Below are 18817 nucleotides of genomic sequence, written 5' to 3'. Positions count from 1 at the left end.
CGGGGCCGGCCCCGGTGATGCCGGTCATAACTAATTTGAAAAATCCATTGACGGGTCTCAACAGTTATCGTAACCTGAGTCACAGTCTGATATATCAATTACGTATCAGGAGACGGAGCAACACCTGAGGAGGCCGAGGATGGTCGATCTGAATATTCATCTCGCCCAGGGCGACCCTGAAGTGGCTGAGGCCATCGAGGCCGAGCTGCGACGCCAGCAAGGAACCCTGGAAATGATCGCTTCCGAGAACTTTGCGCCCATGGCGGTGATGCAGGCGCAGGGGTCGGTGCTGACCAACAAGTACGCGGAGGGCTACCCCGGCCGTCGGTATTACGGCGGCTGTGAACACGTGGACGTGATCGAGCAACTGGCCATCGACCGGGTCAAGGACCTGTTCGGCGCCGAACACGCCAATGTGCAGCCTCATTCGGGGGCGCAGGCCAACGCCGCGGCGATGTTCGCGCTGTTGGACCCAGGGGACACGATTCTGGGGTTGAACCTGGCTCACGGTGGTCACCTGACCCACGGCATGAAACTGAATTTTTCCGGCAAGCTCTACAACGTGGTGGCCTACGGCGTGTCGGAAGAGGACCTGGAGATCGACATGGCCGAGGTCGAGCGCCTCGCCCTGGAGCACCGGCCCAAGCTGATCGTGGCCGGCTGGTCCGCCTACACCCGCCAGCTGGACTTCGAGCGGTTCCGGCGAATCGCGGACAAAGTAGGCGCCTATCTCATGGTGGACATGGCCCACTTCGCCGGTCTGGTGGCTGCCGGCCTGCACCCCAATCCCGTGCCCCACGCGGACGTGGTGACCACCACCACGCACAAGACCCTGGGCGGCCCACGCGGTGGGGTGATCCTGTGCAAGCAGGAGCTGGCCAAGAAGATGAACTCCGCGGTGTTCCCCGGCCAGCAGGGCGGCCCGCTCGAGCACGTGATCGCGGCGAAGGCCGTGGCCTTCAAGTACGCCGCCGGTGAAGAGTTCAAGGACCGGCAGCGCCGCACCCTCGAGGGCGCCAAAATCCTGGCCGAGCGACTGCTGCACGATGACGTGGCGGAGCAGGGGATCGGGCTGGTCAACGGCGGCACGGACGTGCATCTGGTGCTTGTGGATCTGCGCAACGCCCAGCTGGACGGCAAGCAGGGCGAGGACCTGCTGCACCGAGTGGACATCACGGTCAACCGTAACGCGGTGCCTTTCGACCCGCGCCCGCCCATGGTCTCCTCGGGGTTGCGGATCGGCACCCCCGCGTTGGCCACCCGAGGATTCGGCCCCGACGAGTTCCGCGAGGTCGCCGACATCATTGCCCGGACCTTGCTGACGGCCGCCGACGACGCCGCCGCCCTCGACGGCCTACGCGAGCGCGTGAACGCCCTGGCCGCCGCCTTCCCGCTCTACCCCGAACTCTCGGCGAGCAATGCTGACGCCGAATCCATCCATGACTACGCCGAAGCGGCGATGAACGGAGTGTCCTGATGGCTGATCTCTTGCCGGATCACCCGGATTTCCTGTGGCGCAACCCGGACCCCAAACCTTCCTACGATGTGGTGATCGTCGGCGGTGGCGGGCATGGGCTGGCCACCGCCTACTACCTGGCCAAGCACCACGGCATCACCAACGTGGCCGTGCTGGAGAAGGGTTGGCTGGGCGGCGGCAACATGGCCCGCAACACCACCATCATCCGCTCCAACTACCTGTGGGACGAGTCCTCGGGGATGTACGAGCACTCCTTGAAGTTGTGGGAGCAGCTGCCGGACGAACTCGAGTACGACTTCCTGTTCTCCCAGCGCGGGGTGCTGAACCTGGCCCACACTCTGCAGGACGTACGTGAAAGCACACGGCGCGTGAATGCGAACAAGCTCAACGGCGTGGACGCGGAGTGGATCGACCCCCAGCAGGTCAAGGAACTGTGCCCCATCATCAACATCGGTGACGACATCCGGTACCCGATCATGGGAGCCACCTACCAGCCGCGCGCGGGTATCGCCAAGCACGATCACGTGGCCTGGGCCTTCGCCCGTAAGGCGGACGAGATGGGCGTGGACATCATCCAGAACTGCGAGGTCACCGGTTTCGTGAAGGAAGCCGGGCGGGTAATTGCCGTGGAGACCAGCCGGGGCCGGATCAATGCCGGCAAGGTTGCGCTGTGCGGCGCGGGTAACTCCTCGGTACTGGCCGAACTGGCGGGCTTCGAGCTGCCCATCCAGTCCCACCCGCTGCAGGCTCTCGTCTCCGAACTGCACGAGATGGTCCACCCCACCGTGGTGATGTCCAACCACGTCCACGTGTACGTCTCCCAGGCGCACAAGGGCGAACTGGTCATGGGCGCCGGCATTGACGCCTACAACGGCTACGGTCAGCGCGGTTCGTTCCACGTGATCGAGGAGCAGATGGCCGCCGCGGTGGAGCTGTTCCCCATCTTCGCCCGGGCCCACGTGCTGCGCACGTGGGGCGGCGTGGTGGACGTCACGCTGGATGCTTCCCCGATTGTGTCCAAGACACCCGTGGATCAGCTCTACGTCAACTGCGGCTGGGGCACCGGAGGTTTCAAGGGAACCCCGGGGGCGGGCTTCACGCTCGCGCACACCATTGCCCACGACGAACCACACCCGCTCAACGAGCCCTTCAGCCTCGAACGGTTCGAGACGGGCATGCTGATCGACGAGCACGGCGCTGCTGCCGTGGCGCACTAGTAGGGAGCGAACATGCTGCAGATCAATTGCCCGTGGTGCGGTCCACGGGATGAGACCGAATTCCATTACGGGGGAGAGGCCCACGTGCCCTACCCCGAGGACCCGTTCGAGCTGGACGACCAGCAGTGGGCCCGCTACCTGTTCTACCGCGCCAATCCGCGGGGGCTGCTGTCCGAGCGTTGGTCCCACGCCGCCGGCTGCCGCCGCTGGTTCAACGCCGTGCGTGACACGGTGACCTACGAGTTCAAGACCGAGTACAAGATGAGCGACCCCCGGCCAAACCTGGGAAATGTTGGAGGTGCCCTGTGAGCGAGCAGACCCATCGCCTGACGGCCGAGCGAGCCGCCGGGCACGGCATCGACCGTTCCACCGCGGTGGACTTCACCTTCGAGGGCGTCCCGTACACGGGCTACCGCGGGGACACCGTGGCCTCCGCGCTGGTGGCCAACGGCAAGATCGACTGCGCCCCGTCCATGTACCGGCGCCGCCCCCGCGGGCTGTACTCGGCCGGCGTGGAGGAGCCCAACGCCTTGATCAAGGTCTCCCCCCGTCACCAGCAGGACGTGGCCGAGTCCATGCTGCAGGCCACGGTCACCGAACTGACGCCCGGGATGGACGCCGTCTACCTCGGAGGCCACGGACAGTTGGACCCCGAGACCGACCGCGCCTACTACGACCGCAAGTACGTCCACACGGACGTGCTTGTCATCGGCGCGGGCCCGGCGGGGCTGTCCGCCGCCCGGGACGCCGCGGCCTCCGGGGCGCGCGTGATCCTCATGGATGACCAGCCGTGCCCGGGCGGGGCCCTGCTGTCCGGCAACGGCGAGCGCATCGACGGTGTCCCGGCCCTCGAATGGGTCGAGCGCGTGAGCGCCGAGCTGGAGGCGGCCGAGGAGGTCACGGTGCTCACCCGCACCACCGCCATCGGCAGCTACGACAGCAATTACGTGGTGGCCGTCCAGCGCCGCACCGACCACCTCACGGGGGAGGTGCCCAAGGGTGTGTCCCGCGAGCGAGTGTGGCACGTGCGCGCCCGGCAGGTGGTGCTCGCTCAGGGCACTCACGAACGCCCCGTGGTCTTCCGCAACAACGACCGACCCGGGATCATGCTGGCCTCCGCGGTGCGCAGCTACCTCAACCGCTACGGCGCCGCCGCCGGCTCCACCGTGGTGGTGGCCACCAACAACGACTCCGCCTACCGGCTCGTGGCGGATCTCATGGAGCGAGGCATCACGGTCGCCGGGATCGTGGACGCCCGCCCTCAGGCCTCCGCGGTCTCCGCCGAGATCGCCGAGGCCGGCGGCCTGTCGGTGCGCTACGGCTCGGCCGTGATCGACACCACCGCCGACGCGGACGGGCGTGTGAGCGGCGTCGTCGTCAGCGCGCTCGACGACGCGGGCGAACTCACCGGCGAGCCCGAGACCCTCGAGGCGGACCTGCTGGCGGTGTCCGGTGGCTGGAACCCCGTGATCCACCTGCACAACCAGCGCCGCGGCCCGCTGCGCTGGAACGAAACGATCGCCGCGTTCGTGCCCGAGACCGCGATGGCCGGCCAGCACGTGGCCGGCGGGACCGCGGGCACCCTGGACCTGGCCGGGTGCCTGGTCGAGGGCGCCCAAGCCGGGGCGAACGCCGCCCGCGCGGCGGGCTTCAGCGCCACGGCGCGTGCCTCCACGACCGACCCGGAGGCCCCGGGGCTCGTGCGCCCGCTGTGGCTGGTCCCCGGCGCCGAGGGCGAGCCCGGCACGTGGGACGAGCACTTCGTGGACTTCCAACGCGACCAGGCCGTCAAGGACGTGATGCGCTCGCTGGGTGCCGGGATGCGCTCGGTGGAGCACGTCAAGCGCTACACCTCGATCTCCACGGCCAACGATCAGGGCAAGACCTCCAGCGTGAACACCATGGGCGTGATCGCCACCGCGCTGGGCGGCAGCTCCCCGGACGAGATCGGCGTGACTGCCTTCCGTGCTCCCTACACCCCGGTGGCCTTCGCGGCGCTCGCGGGCACCCAGCGCGGGCAGATGTTCGACCCGGCCCGGTTGTCCGCGCCCCACGGGTGGCACCTGGCGCACGGGGCGAAGTTCGAGGACGTGGGGCAGTGGAAGCGGCCGTGGTACTACCCCCAGGACGGGGAAGATATGGACACCGCGGTGCTGCGCGAGTGCGCGGCAGTGCGCAACTCCGTGGGGTTCATGGACGCCACCACCCTGGGAAAGATCGAGATCCGCGGCAAGGACGCGGGGGAGTTCCTCAACCGCGTGTACACCAATGCGTTCAAGAAACTCAAGCCCGGTATGGGCCGCTACGGCGTGATGTGCAAGCCGGACGGCATGGTCTTCGACGACGGCGTGACGCTGCGGCTGGACGAGGACCGGTACTTCATGACCACCACCACTGGTGGGGCCGCCAACGTGCTGGACTGGCTCGAGGAATGGCTGCAGACCGAGTGGCCGGAGTTGGACGTGGTGTGCACCTCCGCGACCGAGCAGTGGACCACCGTGGCCGTGGCCGGGCCCCGTTCCCGGGACGTGGTCGCCAAGCTCGTCCCGGAGTTGAACGTGTCCAACGACGCGTTCCCGTTCATGGCCTACCGTGAGGTCTCCCTGGTCAGCGGGATCCCCGCGCGCATCTGCCGGATCTCGTTCTCGGGGGAACTCGCGTTCGAGATCAACGTCCCCACGTGGTGGGGAGCGGCGGTCTTCGAGGACGTGTGGCAGGCCGGTCAGGAATACGGCATCACTCCCTACGGCACCGAGACCATGCACGTGCTGCGTGCCGAGAAGGCTTTCCCCATCGTCGGCCAGGACACGGACGGTACCGTCACCCCCCAGGATCTGGGGATGGATTGGGTGGTGTCCAAGCGTAAGGACTTCATCGGCAACCGCTCGTACTTCCGCAAGGGACTGGAGAGCGAGGTGCGCAAGGAACTGGTCGCCGTGCTGCCCGTGGACACCGACTATCGCTTGCCGGAAGGCACCCAATTGGTCAAACAGGGCACACCGATCACTCCTCAGGAGGGACCTGTGCCCATGGAGGGGCATGTGACCTCAAGTTACAACAGTGCCGCGCTGGGCCGGACCTTCGGGCTTGCCCTGATCAAGGACGGCCGCAACCGCATCGGCGAGACCCTGCAGGCGCCCCTGGACGGGCAGCTGGTGGACGTGCTGGTGGCCGAACCTGTCGTGTACGACCCGGAAGGAAAGCGTCGAGATGGCTGAGCAAACCATGATGAACAGGGCCGAGCGCACGGCGGAGCACGTGGCGCACTTGCGCCGCAGCCCGGTCGAGCACCTGGCCGGGGAGATGAAGAGCGCGAGCGTGTCCGGCGAGCGCGGGGTGAGCCTGCGGGAGGTGCCTTTCCTGACCATGATCGGGCTCAGGGTGACGCCGGGGACCCCCGCCGCGGAGGCGGTCACCGAGGTGCTCGGCGTGGGGCTCCCCGCCGCATGCGGTGAGGTCACGGGGGACACCTCGGAGGTAGCCGTGGTGTGGCTGGGCCCGGACGAGTTCTTGGCCGTCACAGGGGACGAGGTCGCCCCCGTGCCCGGACTGGACACCCGCTCCGAGCGCGAGCCGGGCGCCCTGCCCACCCTGGCCACCCACCCGCTCGCGCAGAAGCTCGCGGCGGTCTTCGCCGAGGGTGGCCCGGCCGGGCAGGCCGTCGACCTGTCCGCCAACCGCACCACGTTGGAGCTGTCCGGGCCCTCGGCGCGCGACGTCCTGGAGAAGGGCTGCCACGTGGATCTGCACCCGCGCAGCTTCACCCCCGGTCGGGCGGTTTCCACTTTGCTGGGGCCGGTACCCGTTGTCTTGTGGCAGACGGAGGACCTCACCTACCGGATCATGCCCAGGGCATCTTTCGCCGATTACACGGTCCGGTGGCTCCTGGACGCGATGGTGGAGTACTCCGGGGAACAAATCGCCTGAGGGTTCCGCCCGTGACGGTCACCATCAGCTCGCGGGCGGAGCCACCACAGTCGTGAAAGATCGAACAAGGAGTTGCCTCGTGACGGACGTACAACGGGCGCGCACCGGCGCTGACACCACCGAACTGGTTCTGACCCTCGACTGCCCGGAGGACGTGGGCATCGTGCACGCGGTCACCGGCGTGCTGCTTGAGCACGGGTGCACCATTGCGGAACTGAAGCAGTTCGACGATCGCCGTCAGGAACGGTTCTTCATGCGCGTCCACGTGGTGTCATCCAGGGATGAGGCACTGGATGAGCAAGCGCTGCGGGCGGACTTGGAGCCGGTGGCGCAACGGTTTCACATGAACTGGGAGCTGCGACCTCACGAGCAGAAGCGCCGCGTGCTGGTGATGGTCTCTAAGTACGGTCACTGCCTCAATGACCTGCTGTTCCGTGCCCGAGTGGGGGAACTTCCCATTGAGATCGTGGCGGTGGTATCCAACCATCTGGATCACCAAGCGCTGGTGGAGTGGCACGGCATCGACTTCCATCACGTGCCTGTGACCAAGGAGAACAAGCCGGAGGCGGAGACACGACTCCTGGATTTGGTGGACCAATACACGGTGGATCTGGTGGTGCTCGCCCGGTACATGCAGGTGCTGAGTGAGTCCCTGGTGGAACGCATGCGGGGGCGGGTCATCAACATTCACCACTCGTTCCTCCCCAGTTTCAAGGGCGCCAAGCCGTACCACCAGGCGTACGAACGTGGGGTGAAGACCGTGGGAGCCACCGCACACTACGTGAGTGACGAACTGGATGAAGGCCCCATCATTGCTCAGCAGGTTCTGGAGGTCGATCACACTCACGGCCCGGAAGACCTGGTGGCCGTTGGGCGGGACTCGGAATGCAAGGCGTTGTCCAACGCCGTTCGGTGGCACTGCGAAGGCCGTGTGATCCTCACCGGGAACCGCACGGTGGTGTTGCGGTAGCCGATGTCGGCATCCAGGCCGCCCACCGCAGCAGTTTGATCGCACGGCCCGGTACGGAACCCCGCCAGGTGGTTAATGAGACAAGTCAGGTGGGCGGTGGAGTCTCCGCGGGAAGACGGGGACGCCAATCGCAGCCGGTAAAAGGGAGTCATTATGGCAATGCCAACGAGAACGGGAACCCGTCTGGATACGGCCGAGCGAACGAGTGTCTTGCGAGTGCTCACCTACGCGGGAGCGATCATCGCCTTCCTCATCGGATCCGGCTTCGCAACGGGCCAAGAAATACTGCAGTACTTCGCGTCCTACGGATTCCAGGGAATCGTCGGTACGGGTGCCGTGGTGTTGATCCTAATAACCTACGTGGCCGCTGAATTCCTCTTCGTGGGTCATATGAAGAAATTCGAACACCCCTCGATGATCTTCCGGTACTACACGGGGAAGCACCTGGGCACGTTCTTCGACTACTTCTCAATACTTTTCGTGTTCCTCAGCTTCACGGTGATGGTCTCCGGTGCGGGGGCAGTGTTCGAGGAGCACTTCGGATTGCCCAAGTACCTGGGCGGTGCGAGTTTGGCCATCGTGGTGAGCGCAACGGTCTGGTTCGGGTTGAAGAACCTTGTCGATGTGATCGGCAAGATCGGCCCCGTCATCGTAGTTGTGGCGGTGCTGCTGGGGGTTCTATCCTTCATTCGTGAACCCGGGAACATCGCGGCGGGAAACGCCATGGTGGCCGACCTCGAACTTACCCGAGCATCGACTAACTGGTTCATGTCCGGGTTGTCGTACGTGGGGTTCTGCATGTTGTGGTTGGCTGCTTTCCTCACGGCACTCGGGAAAACTGCTCGCAGTCGTAGGGAAGCAGTGTCCGGTGGCCTAGTCGGCGGTGCGGCGTTCTCGGCGGCGTGTGTGGTGGTCGGGTTGGGGCTGCTCGCCAACATCGCACGGGTCAACGGGACTGAGATCCCGATGTTGGTGCTTGCCAGGGACTTCAGCCCGGTACTGGCCGCCGCTATTTCGGTGATGATTGTCGCCGGTATTTACACCACGGCCGTTCCTTTATTGTGGACGGTTTCATCGAGGTTCTTCACGGACAGCACTCGAAATTTCAAATACCTCGCGATAGCGCTGGCGGCGGTCGGTGCCGTCGTGGGTCTTCTGCTCCCGTTTTCACGGATGGTCAACGTCGTTTATGTCATCAATGGCTACGTGGGAATTTTCTTGCTAGTTCTGATGATTGTGAAAACATGTCGTCGTCTCATGCCCAGGCGGTCTGGGTGGGCCCATGACGCCGGAGCCAATATTGATAATTTTCAGGAATCATTGTTACCAGAAAACCGGAGGTGAGATCGTGGCACTCAGTGCTCTGGATTTGTTCTCGGTGGGTATCGGACCGTCGTCCTCCCACACGGTGGGGCCCATGCGGGCCGCACGGCTCTTCGTGGCCGGGCTCGCCGCCGACGCCCTGCTGGAGTCCGTGACCCAGGTCCATTCCCAGCTCTTCGGCTCCTTGGGGGCCACCGGGTGGGGCCACGGATCGGACAAGGCCGTGGTGCTGGGGCTCATGGGCGAGGATCCCGAGACCGTGGACACGGACCTCGCGGACCAGAAGGTCGCGCTCGCGGGGGAGAAAGGGCAACTGCTGCTCGGGGGCACACACCCCGTGGCCTTCGACCGTTCCCGTGACGTGATCATGCACCGCAGGAAGTCACTGCCCACCCACCCCAACGGGATGAGCTTCACCGCCTACGACGCCGCCGGCGAGGTCATCCGCGAACGGATCTACTACTCCGTGGGCGGCGGTTTCGTGGTGGACGAGTCCGCGAGCGGTGCGGACAAGGTGGTCGCGGACAGCACCCCCGTGGCCTACCCGTTCAGCACGGGTGATGAATTGTTGGCCATCTGCGAGACCGAGGGTCTGAACATCGCCCAGATCATGGCCGCGAACGAGCTGTCGTGGCGGCCCGCGGAACAGACCCGGGAGCAGCTGCTGCACATCTGGTCCGTGATGCAGGAATGTGTGGAGAACGGGTGCACGCGCGAGGAGAAGACCCTGCCCGGGGGACTGAAGGTGCGCCGTCGTGCGCCGGAGATGCGCAAGCGGCTGCTCACCAAGGAACCCGGCAACGATCCCTTCTACGGCATGGACTGGGTCAACCTGTACGCGCTCGCGGTCAACGAGGAGAATGCGTCTGGCGGGCGGATCGTCACGGCCCCCACGAACGGCGCGGCGGGGATCATCCCGGCGGTGCTGCACTTCTACACGCGGTTCATGGCGGACGCGTGCGATGACAAGATCGTGGACTTCCTGCTCACCGCCGCGGCGATCGGGATCGTGATCAAGGAGAACGCCTCGATCTCCGGCGCCGAGGTGGGTTGCCAGGGCGAGGTGGGATCGGCGTGTTCCATGGCGGCCGCCGGCCTGTGTGCGGTGCTGGGCGGGAGCCCGCGGCAGGTGGAGTGTGCGGCGGAAATGGGGATCGAGCACAACCTCGGGCTCACGTGCGACCCCGTGGGCGGGCTCGTGCAGATTCCGTGCATCGAGCGCAACGCGATCGCGAGCGTCAAGGCCATCAACTCCGCCCGGCTGTCCATGCAGGGGGACGGGACCCACAAGGTCTCCCTGGATCAAGTGGTCAAGACCATGCGGGAGACCGGCGCGGACATGAAGATCAAGTACAAGGAGACCTCGCGCGGCGGCCTCGCGGTCAACGTGATCGAGTGCTGACGGGCACAATGGGGGCGTGAGCACCTCGATCCTCCTCCTCGCGGACACCCACCTGCCCAAGCGGTCCAAGGCCCTCCCGGACCAGGTGTGGCGCGAGGTCGACGCCGCGGACGTGGTGCTCCATGCGGGTGACTGGGTGGACCTGGCCACGTTCGAGGCCCTCGAGCAGCGCTCCCGGACGCTGATCGCGGTGTGGGGCAACAACGACGGCCCCGAGTTACGCGAACGCATGCCTGAAACCGCATACTGGGAGCTCGAGGGGGTGCGGTTCGCCATGACGCACGAGACCGGCGCCTCAAGCGGACGGGAGCGGCGTATGGACCGGGCGTTCCCGGACATCGACGTCCTGGTCTTCGGCCATAGCCACATCCCGTGGGACACCGTGGCGCCCTCCGGGATGCGCTTGCTCAACCCCGGCAGCCCCACCGACCGGCGGCGCCAACCACACTGCACGTACATGCGCGCGGTCGCTGACGCGGGTGCCCTCACGAGCGTGGAGCTGATCCGGTTACCGCCGCGCACCGTCTAGGGTGGGCGCATGAGGCTGTTCGCGGCTGTTCACCCCACCCGGGCCGCACGTGAGCACCTGGTCGGTGCATTGCGTGAGGTCCGTGAACTCACCGGCACCGCACTGCGCTGGGGCGACCCCGAGCAGTGGCACGTCACCCTTGCGTTCTACGGCGAGCAACCCGAGGCTGCGGTGCCGGAGCTCGAGGAGCTGCTGAGCGACGTCGCCCGGGTCCACGCACCGCTCACCGTGTGCTTGCGAGGCGCGGGATCCTTCTCCGGCACAACCCTGTGGATGGGCGTGGGTGGTGCCTCGGACGCGCTCGTGGAGCTCATGCACGCGTGCTCGCTGGACCCCGAGGAGCGCGCAAGACAGCGCGCCCACCTCACGGTCGCGCGCATGTCCCGTGCCGAGCGCACGCGCAAGGCTCGCGAACGACGCCGCAGTTCACGCACCGTGGCGCGCCCCGGGCCCGAGCTCGCGCATGTAGTGCACGCGCTGTCCGTGTACGAGGGGCCCGCGTGGACCGTCAGCGAGCTCTCCCTGGTGTCCTCAGAGCTCGGCGAGGGCCGCAGCGGTGGCGCCCTGCACCGCACCGTGCAACGATTCCGGCTGTCGGAGCGCGTCGCCTCGGACACCCCTGGGCGTATGCCTGAGGAAGGCTGCCGTTGACTGATTCGGTTCGTGGGGCACGCGCCGGCGCGTGGTTGTGGCTGCTCGTGGCGTGCGGGGTGTTGACCCAGGCCACCGTGAACCTGTTGCGACCGGTCACGTCCTACAAACTGCTCGCGCTGCACGCGGACTCGATCACGATCGGGTTGACCACGGCCGCGTACGCCCTGGTCCCGCTGCTCACCGCGGTGTGGCTCGGGCGGTACTCGGACCGCACCCGGCAATTGCGCGTGCTGACCCTTTCCGGGGTGTTTCTGCTGGTCGCCGGTGGGGCACTGCTGGCGCTGTCACCCACGGTGTGGGCGGTCGTGGCCGCGAGCGCCGTGCTGGGCATGGGGCACCTGAGCTTCACGATCGGGGGTCAGACGGCGATCGCCCGTTACGCCGCGGACCGGGACCTGGACAAGGGGTTCGGGTGGTTCACCGCAGCGTTCTCCGCGGGGCAGATGATCGGCCCCGCCCTGGGCGGTTGGCTCGTGGGGCACAGCTCGTCCGCGACCTCCCCAGAGCGCCTCGCGGACGTGAACCAGGCACTGTGGATCGGCGCCGCGATCTCGCTCGCGGCCGTTCCGCTGTTGCTGCTGCGCGCCGGGACACCCGCGGGGGACGCCGCCCCGTCCCGCGCGGCCTCCGGTACTGCGGCGCGTTCCGAATCAGCCGACAAACCCACCATCGCACGGGTGCTCAGGGTGCCCCGGGTGGCGTCCCACATGCTCGCCGCACTGTCCCTGCTCGCGATGCTCGACATCCTCACCGCGTTCCTGCCGGTCATCGGGGAGGAGGCCGGTGTGGCTCCCGCGGTCGTGGGTCTGTTGCTCGGCGTCCGGGGTTTCGCATCCATTGCCTCCCGGTTGCTCCTGCCGTGGTTGTCCCAGCGGTTCTCGCGGCGGGGTCTGCTGCTGACATGTTTGTTCGGGGCCGGCATCACGCTGGTCATCCCACCGCTCGTGCTGGGGAACTTCTGGGTCGCGGCGTTCTTCCTGGCCGTGGGCGGATTCCTGTTGGGTCTGGGTCAGCCACTCACCATGACCATGATCACCACGTCCGTCCCGGGCAACTGGCGCGGCTCCGCCCTGGCGGTCCGGTTGACGGGTAATCGCCTGGGGCAGGTGATCCTCCCCCTGGTTGCGGGTGTCTTCGCGGCACCCCTGGGCCCGGCCGCCGCGGTGTGGATGTGCTGCGGGGTGCTCTTGGCCAGCGGTGCGGAGAAGGCGTGGGGGGACCGCCGCGCGGACCGTTCGTGATGTGACCGTGCCTACCGTGGCCGCAACTGGTTCATGGCTCAGGAGGGTTCATGTCCGCACTGCATCAGGCGCTCCTGCGGGATTTCCGGCGGATGTCCCGCAACCGCGGGCTCGAGTCCGGGGGAGTGGAGTGCCAAGCGGCGACCACCGCGGACGGGCTCAATCGGCAGTGGTTCGTCGGGTGGTTGATCGCGCGCGGTGCCACGGTGTACTACGACGCGATCGGTAACGAGTTCAGCCTCTTCGAGCTGTGTCCGGGCGCCCCGTACGTGATGGTCGGCTCGCATCTGGACTCCCAGCCCAGGGCCGGCCGGTTCGACGGCGCCTACGGCGTGCTTGCCGGGGCGACCGTGTGCGCGGAGCTGTACCGAGCGGCGCCGTCCGGGGAGACGGAACTGACGGACAACCTGTGCGTGGTGAACTGGTTCCACGAGGAGGGCTGCCGGTTCACGCCGTCCATGATGGGCAGCCTGGTCCACGCCACGTGGGGTGCGCGCAAGTACGAGTTCCAGGTGCTCGGCGAGCACTCCCACAAGGGCATCACCCACAACGAGTACGAGTTCACATCGGATCAGGACATGCTCGCCGGACTGGACATGCTCACGGCCACCCTGACAAGGGCGGCGCAGGGGGAACTGGACGGGTAGCGCGCCCGGCCGAGCGTCGTCGCCCGTAGACGTGCGGCGGGCGGCGACCCGGAAGCGTAGCGACGTCGTCGAGCCGCGGCCGCGGCGGCGCACCTAGAGTGGAGGACATCGTCGATCCAAGGAGGACCCCGTGACCGAAGCGCTACCCCTGGACGGTGTGCTCGTGGCCGATTTCTCGCGCGTGCTCGCGGGGCCGCTGTGCACCATGACGCTCGCGGACCTCGGTGCCCGCGTGATCAAGGTCGAGCGCCCGGACACCGGTGACGACACTCGCGCGTGGGGTCCGCCCTATTCCGAGACCGGTGCCACGTACTTCGAGTCCGTGAACCGCAACAAGGAATCCGTGTGCCTGGACCTGCAGGACGAGGACGGGCGGGAACTCGCGCGCGAACTCGCCCTGCGCGCGGACGTGGTCGTGGAGAACTTCAAGCCCGGCGGGATGGCCAAGCTCGGCCTGGGCTACGAGGAGATCTCGCGCGAGAACCCCGGCGTGGTCTACGTGTCCGTGTCCGGTTTCGGCACCGCCGAGGGCGCTCACCTGGCCGGTTACGACTTCCTGGTCCAGGCCGTGGGTGGGCTCATGAGCATCACGGGCGCCGCGGACGGCGAGCCCACCAAGGTGGGCGTGGCCCTGGTGGACGTCCTGACCGCCAAGGACGCCACGATCGGCGCGCTCGCGGCCCTCGAAGCGCGACGCCGCACGGGCCGCGGCGCGCACATCGACGTCAGTCTGCTCTCGAGTCTGCAGGGTGCCCTCGTCAACCAGGGCCAGGCATACCTGGGTGCCGGTAAGGTCCCCGAGCGCATGGGCAATGCCCACCCGTCCATCGTCCCCTACCAGTTGTTGCACTGCGCGGACGCGCCCCTCGCGGTGACCGTGGGCAACGACGGGCAGTTCCGCAGGTTCACGGCCGTGCTGGGCATTCCTGAGGTCGCAGACGACGAACGGTTCGCCACGAACTCGGCGCGCGTGGCCCACCGCGAGGATCTCGTCCCGCTGCTGGAGGATGCGTTGTCCGCCCGGACCGCCCGCGAGTGGCAGGAAGAACTGACCGAGGAAGGGGTCCCTGCGGGCAAGGTCGCCGGGATCGGCGAGGGCGTCACGCTGGCCGAGGACCTCGGACTGGAACCCACGGTGGACGTCCAGGATCGGGAGGGCAGGACCGTGGGACGGCAGTTCCGTCATCCGGCCCGCTGGACCCCACCCCTGGAATCCCCCACGGTCGCCCCGCCGCAGCTCGGGCAGGACACGGAAACGATTGTGGCGTGGCTCCGTGAGCCCCGTCACCGTACAGTGAGGACATGAGCCAACAGAACACCGTCAACGTCATGGACCTGGTGGGCTTCGACTCCCTGCTGAACGAGGAAGAGATCGCTCTGCGATCCACCGTGCGGGAGTTCGTGGACGCCACCATCCGCCCCAACATCGCCGAGTGGTACGAGAAAGCGGTCTTCCCCCTGGAGATCGTCCCGGAGATGGCCAAGCTGGGCCTGCTGGGTATGCACCTGAAGGGATACGGCTGCGCGGGCCGTTCCGCCGTGGAATACGGCCTGGCCGGCGCCGAGCTGGAAGCCGGGGATTCCGGTCTGCGCACGTTCGTGTCCGTGCAGGGCTCCCTGGCCATGAGCGCCATCTACAAGTGGGGCTCCGAGGAGCAGAAGCAGGAGTGGCTCCCGCGCATGGCCGCCGGTGAGGCCATCGGGTGCTTCGGGCTCACCGAGCCCACCGCGGGTTCCGACCCCGGTTCCATGAAGACGTTCGCGCGCCGCGACGGCGAGGACTGGGTCATCTCCGGCGCCAAGCGGTGGATCGGCCTGGCGACCGTGGCCAAGGTGGCCGTCATCTGGGCCCAGACGGACGAGGGCATACGCGGTTTCGTGGTGCCCACCGACACCCCGGGCTTCAAGGCCACGCCCATCCAGCCCAAGCTGTCCATGCGGGCCTCGATCCAGTGCGAGATCGAACTCACGGACGTGCGACTTCCCGCATCCGCTCTGCTACCCGAGGCCAAGGGGCTACGCGGCCCGTTCTCGTGCCTCAACGAAGCCCGGTACGGGATCATCTGGGGTGCCATGGGCGCCGCCCGCGACTCGTTCGAGGTGGCCCTGAAGTATTCCCAGGAGCGCATGCAATTCGATCGCCCGCTGGCCGGGTACCAGCTCACGCAGCAGAAGTTCGCGGACATGGCCCTCGAGATCGACAAAGGCTTCCTGCTCGCACTGCAGATCGGCCGCCTCAAGGACGCCGGTACACTGCAGCACCACCAGATCTCGGTGGGCAAGCTCAACAACTGCCGCGAGGCCATCAAGATCGCCCGCGAGGCCCGCACGATCCTGGGGGGCAACGGCGTCACCCTCGACTACTCCCCGCTGCGCCACGCCAACAACCTGGAATCCGTGCGCACATACGAGGGCACGGATGAGGTGCACGCCCTCATCCTGGGCCAGCAGCTCACCGGGGAGGCGGCCTTCCGCTGATCCTGTGGGTGTTCAGCCCGCCCGACCCGCTCGCCCGTCCCACAGCCCCGTGGCGCGGGCGAGCAGGGGCGCTCCCAGCACGGGTTCCCGGTCCAACAGCGTGACCCGCAGTCCATGATCGCCCAGGCGTTCCCTGAGCTCCACGCCCACCGAGGTGGTTGCGAGCCCGCCTCCCATCACTACGGGGAGGGGCTCGCCCAGGTTCCTGGCCACGGTGATGATCAGCTCCACGAGGTGCGCGGCGGCCGCCGAGACCAACTCGCGAGCGGCGTCGTCGTGCGGGGCCAGCTCGATCACCGTGCGGGCCAGACCGGCCCAGTGGGTGCGGTCGGGGCGGTCGTGGAACGCCGCGATCAGCTCGGTGGGCGTGTCGACCCCGGCGTGTCCCAACACGGCCCGAGCGAACCGGTCGTCCTCTGCGGGGGTCTCGTCGCTCGCTCCCCTGTGCTGCGCGTCCCGCAGCACATGGCGCACCGCTTCCCGGCCGAGCCAGTACCCGCTGCCCTCGTCGCCGAGCAGGTAGCCCCAGCCCCCGGCGCGGGTCCCGTGGCCGGAAGCGTTCACACCCCACGCCACGGAACCGGTTCCCGCGATCACCGCGATGCCCTCGGTGTGTCCGCCCGCGGCGAGGATCAGGCGGGTGTCGTGCACCGCGATCACGGGCGTCTCCGACGCCGGGTAGGCGCCCGGTGCCGGGTGACCGTCCGCCCCCGAAAAAACGCCCGGCGCCGGGCCAGCGCCCGCTGCGGCCTCAGCCACGGAGCGAATGAGCTGCGTCAGCGCAGCGGCGTCGTGCGGGGTGTCCACACCGCCGGCGCCGGCGAGAACCGTGGTGCCGGGTGGCGGTTCCAAGCGGGCGAAGATCTCCCGCAGTGACTGGGCGGCCCGCTCCCGGCTGACGTTCTGCACGTTCGCGCTGCCGGAACGAGCTTCGCGCACCGGGGAGTCCCCGCGGAACAGTACGCCGCGGGTGTGGGATCCGCCGATGTCCAGGCCCACGAGGAACCGGTTCACGGGTTCACGGGTTCCCCGGTCATCAATGCCTCAGCCCTCGACGGTGACTTCACCCATCTCATCCCAGCCGTCACCGTCGATCTGGCGGGAGATGATGCGCGGGGTGCGGACGAGGTACGGCGGGAACTTCTCGGTCATGGCGGTGAAGTGCTCGGACTTCACGTGGGCCTCGGCGGCGTCGTCCTCGAAGGCCTCCACGAGCACGTACTCGTTGGGGTTGTCCAGGCTGCGGGACCAGTCGAACCACTTGTTGCCCGGCTCCTGGCGGGTCGCGGCAGTGAAGTCCGCGACGATCTCGGGCCAGCGCTCGGCGTACTCGTCCTTGACCTCGAACTTGACCACGATGAAGATCATTGCACTGCTCCTGTCCTGGGGTGTGACACGTCCCGTGCCGGTTCCATGCCGTGCCCCAGTATAAGTCGGCGGCTCGCCGTCATGCGGCGTCACGGCGGCCGCGGGAGGAGCGGACCGTGGGCTAGTGTGCAGACATGAGTAGCGCACCTACATATCTGCCCGTCACGCACGAGCAGCGTGTCACCGCTCGCCGCGCCGTGGTCGCCTCCTCGATCGGTAATGCGCTCGAGTGGTTCGACATCATCGTCTACTCGTCCCTCGCGGTCGTGATTTCCGCGCTGTTCTTCGAGTCGGATTCGATCGGACAGGTCACGGGCACCCTGCTGACGTTCGGTACGTTCGCGCTGTCGTACCTGATTCGCCCGCTCGGTGCCCTGGTGCTGGGCTCCTACGCGGACCGCCACGGTCGCCGCCCGGCCCTGACCATCACGATTGCCCTGATGATGCTCGGCACGCTCATCATGCTGCTCGCCCCCACGGCGGCGGTCATCGGCCCCGCGGCAGCGCTGCTCATCCTGCTCGCCCGCCTGATCCAGGGCTTCTCCGCCGGTGGCGAGTTCGGCACGGCCACCGCGTTCCTGATCGAGAACGCCCCCGACAAGCGCGCCTTCTACGGGTCGTGGCAAGTGGCGACCCAGGGCCTTGCGATCCTGATGGCCTCCGGTTTCGGGTTCGCGCTGCACACCCTGCTGAGCCACGACGCGCTGTACTCGTGGGGCTGGCGCATCCCCTACCTCTTCGGCCTGCTCATCGGCCCCGTGGGCCTCTACATCCGCTTGCGCATGGACGAGACCCCGGACTTCCGGGCGTTGCAGGACGAGCGTGCGCGAGCGGCGTCGTCGCCCTCGGAGAACACGGGTACAACGACGCCGCCCCGCCCGCCCCTCGGGCGCGGTCCCCTCGCGCAGACCATCGTCCACTCCGCCGGCCGGTGGCTCACGGCCGCAGGTGTGGTGGGCCTGGCGTCCATGTCCGTGTACACGATCCTGTTCATGCCCACGTACTCGATCCAGAACTTTGACCTGCCCTCGTGGGCCGCGTACCTGGGCGGTGTGGTGGCCGGCGCGGTGACCCTGGTGGGCTCCCCGTTCGTGGGGCACCTCGCGGACCGCGTGGGACCTGCCCGGGTCATGCTCGTGGCCTCCGCGGTGGGCATCGTGGTGGTGTACCCGCTGTTCCTGTGGTTGGTCGCGGTCCCGACCGTGGCCACCCTAACCGTGGTGCAAGCGGTGCTGGGCGTAATCATGGCCCTGTACTTCGGCCCCATGCCCGCGCTGCTCACCGACATGTTCCCCACGCAGATCCGCACCACGGGGATGTCCGTGGCCTACAACCTGGGCGTCACGGTGTTCGGGGGATTCGCACCCCTCGTGCTCGCGTGGCTCGTGAGCTCCACCGGCTCTCTGACCTCACCGAGCATCTACTACGCGGTGGTGGCGGCCCTATCCCTGGTGTGCCTGCTGATCGCGCGCAAGCGGTTCGCGGTGCGGTGATCCGGGCCCACTGCAGCCCCTGCTTTATCTGAGTAGAAGCAGGATTCGGTGCCCCGAAGCTGCTTTTGCTCCACTAATGCAGGGGTAGTGG

At 67.4% G+C, this 18817-nt stretch carries 17 protein-coding genes; 15 read left to right on the top strand and 2 right to left on the bottom strand.

Features of this window, described 5'->3' with window-relative positions; all coding sequences use genetic code 11:
- Positions 1-139 precede the first annotated feature (139 nt).
- The 14 genes from glyA (at position 140) to J1M36_RS05085 (ending at position 15865) form a co-directional block, all read left to right on the top strand.
- Entirely contained in the window at positions 140-1477 is a 1338-nt protein-coding gene (glyA, locus tag J1M36_RS05150; protein ID WP_064845409.1) for a serine hydroxymethyltransferase, read from the top strand.
- Entirely contained in the window at positions 1477-2694 is a 1218-nt protein-coding gene (locus J1M36_RS05145) for a sarcosine oxidase subunit beta family protein (RefSeq protein ID WP_064845408.1), read from the top strand. Before glyA ends, J1M36_RS05145 begins: the two co-directional genes overlap by 1 nt.
- Before the next feature lie 12 nt (positions 2695-2706).
- A complete protein-coding gene (locus J1M36_RS05140) occupies positions 2707-3003 on the top strand; it encodes a sarcosine oxidase subunit delta (protein ID WP_064845407.1) in 297 nt (98 codons plus the stop codon).
- Positions 3000-5912: a sarcosine oxidase subunit alpha family protein gene (locus tag J1M36_RS05135; RefSeq protein WP_064845406.1), complete on the top strand. Its 2913-nt coding sequence runs from the start codon at positions 3000-3002 to the stop codon at positions 5910-5912. Before J1M36_RS05140 ends, J1M36_RS05135 begins: the two co-directional genes overlap by 4 nt.
- Positions 5905-6621, top strand: a complete 717-nt coding sequence (locus J1M36_RS05130) for a sarcosine oxidase subunit gamma (protein ID WP_082943146.1) — start codon at positions 5905-5907, stop codon at positions 6619-6621. The genes J1M36_RS05135 and J1M36_RS05130 overlap by 8 nt, the downstream gene beginning before the upstream one ends.
- A gap of 79 nt (positions 6622-6700) precedes the next feature.
- Complete coding sequence (purU, locus tag J1M36_RS05125; protein WP_064845405.1) at positions 6701-7591, top strand: formyltetrahydrofolate deformylase; 891 nt, start codon at positions 6701-6703, stop codon at positions 7589-7591.
- A gap of 216 nt (positions 7592-7807) precedes the next feature.
- On the top strand, positions 7808-8935 hold the full coding sequence (locus J1M36_RS05120; protein ID WP_342358289.1) for a hypothetical protein: 1128 nt from the start codon (positions 7808-7810) through the stop codon (positions 8933-8935).
- Positions 8936-8939: 4 nt separating this feature from the next.
- Complete coding sequence (locus tag J1M36_RS05115; protein ID WP_064845404.1) at positions 8940-10316, top strand: L-serine ammonia-lyase; 1377 nt, start codon at positions 8940-8942, stop codon at positions 10314-10316.
- 16 nt (positions 10317-10332) lie between these two features.
- Positions 10333-10845 (top strand): metallophosphoesterase, encoded by a 513-nt coding sequence (locus tag J1M36_RS05110; protein ID WP_206478786.1) that lies wholly within the window; start codon positions 10333-10335, stop codon positions 10843-10845.
- 9 nt (positions 10846-10854) lie between these two features.
- Positions 10855-11496, top strand: a complete 642-nt coding sequence (thpR, locus tag J1M36_RS05105; protein ID WP_064845402.1) for an RNA 2',3'-cyclic phosphodiesterase — start codon at positions 10855-10857, stop codon at positions 11494-11496.
- On the top strand, positions 11493-12740 hold the full coding sequence (locus tag J1M36_RS05100; protein WP_064845401.1) for an MFS transporter: 1248 nt from the start codon (positions 11493-11495) through the stop codon (positions 12738-12740). Before thpR ends, J1M36_RS05100 begins: the two co-directional genes overlap by 4 nt.
- A 50-nt stretch (positions 12741-12790) precedes the next feature.
- Complete coding sequence (locus J1M36_RS05095) at positions 12791-13387, top strand: hypothetical protein (protein ID WP_064845400.1); 597 nt, start codon at positions 12791-12793, stop codon at positions 13385-13387.
- Between the two features lie 130 nt (positions 13388-13517).
- Positions 13518-14693, top strand: a complete 1176-nt coding sequence (locus J1M36_RS05090; protein ID WP_064845399.1) for a CaiB/BaiF CoA-transferase family protein — start codon at positions 13518-13520, stop codon at positions 14691-14693.
- Positions 14690-15865 (top strand): acyl-CoA dehydrogenase family protein, encoded by a 1176-nt coding sequence (locus tag J1M36_RS05085; protein WP_064845398.1) that lies wholly within the window; start codon positions 14690-14692, stop codon positions 15863-15865. The genes J1M36_RS05090 and J1M36_RS05085 overlap by 4 nt, the downstream gene beginning before the upstream one ends.
- Before the next feature lie 12 nt (positions 15866-15877).
- Here the strand turns inward: J1M36_RS05085 and J1M36_RS05080 are convergent, their stop codons facing one another.
- Positions 15878-16879 carry a BadF/BadG/BcrA/BcrD ATPase family protein gene (locus J1M36_RS05080; protein WP_342358288.1) on the bottom strand — a complete coding sequence of 334 codons (1002 nt, stop codon included), beginning with the start codon at positions 16877-16879 and terminating at the stop codon, positions 15878-15880.
- Between the two features lie 30 nt (positions 16880-16909).
- Positions 16910-17233 (bottom strand): putative quinol monooxygenase, encoded by a 324-nt coding sequence (locus J1M36_RS05075; protein WP_064845396.1) that lies wholly within the window; start codon positions 17231-17233, stop codon positions 16910-16912.
- Between the two features lie 134 nt (positions 17234-17367).
- Here J1M36_RS05075 and J1M36_RS05070 point away from each other — a divergent pair, with 134 nt between their 5' ends.
- Positions 17368-18726 carry an MFS transporter gene (locus tag J1M36_RS05070; protein WP_206478785.1) on the top strand — a complete coding sequence of 453 codons (1359 nt, stop codon included), beginning with the start codon at positions 17368-17370 and terminating at the stop codon, positions 18724-18726.
- The last annotated feature ends 91 nt before the right edge of the window (positions 18727-18817 follow it).

This window comes from Kocuria sp. KRD140, from assembly GCF_017168375.1.
Lineage (GTDB): Bacteria > Actinomycetota > Actinomycetes > Actinomycetales > Micrococcaceae > Kocuria > Kocuria marina.
The sequence above is the reverse complement of the archived record's forward strand: the minus strand, read 5'-3'. Positions and strand labels throughout refer to the sequence as shown.

Excerpts from the sequence above, each read along its gene's own strand:
- glyA (WP_064845409.1), top strand. The coding sequence starts at position 140 with ATGGTCGATCTGAATATTCATCTCGCCCAGGGCGACCCTGAAGTGGCT.
- J1M36_RS05145 (WP_064845408.1), top strand. The coding sequence starts at position 1,477 with ATGGCTGATCTCTTGCCGGATCACCCGGATTTCCTGTGGCGCAACCCG.
- J1M36_RS05140 (WP_064845407.1), top strand. The coding sequence starts at position 2,707 with ATGCTGCAGATCAATTGCCCGTGGTGCGGTCCACGGGATGAGACCGAA.
- J1M36_RS05130 (WP_082943146.1), top strand. The coding sequence starts at position 5,905 with ATGGCTGAGCAAACCATGATGAACAGGGCCGAGCGCACGGCGGAGCAC.
- thpR (WP_064845402.1), top strand. The coding sequence starts at position 10,855 with ATGAGGCTGTTCGCGGCTGTTCACCCCACCCGGGCCGCACGTGAGCAC.
- J1M36_RS05095 (WP_064845400.1), top strand. The coding sequence starts at position 12,791 with ATGTCCGCACTGCATCAGGCGCTCCTGCGGGATTTCCGGCGGATGTCC.
- J1M36_RS05085 (WP_064845398.1), top strand. The coding sequence starts at position 14,690 with ATGAGCCAACAGAACACCGTCAACGTCATGGACCTGGTGGGCTTCGAC.
- J1M36_RS05075 (WP_064845396.1), bottom strand. The coding sequence starts at position 17,233 with ATGATCTTCATCGTGGTCAAGTTCGAGGTCAAGGACGAGTACGCCGAG.
- J1M36_RS05070 (WP_206478785.1), top strand. The coding sequence starts at position 17,368 with ATGAGTAGCGCACCTACATATCTGCCCGTCACGCACGAGCAGCGTGTC.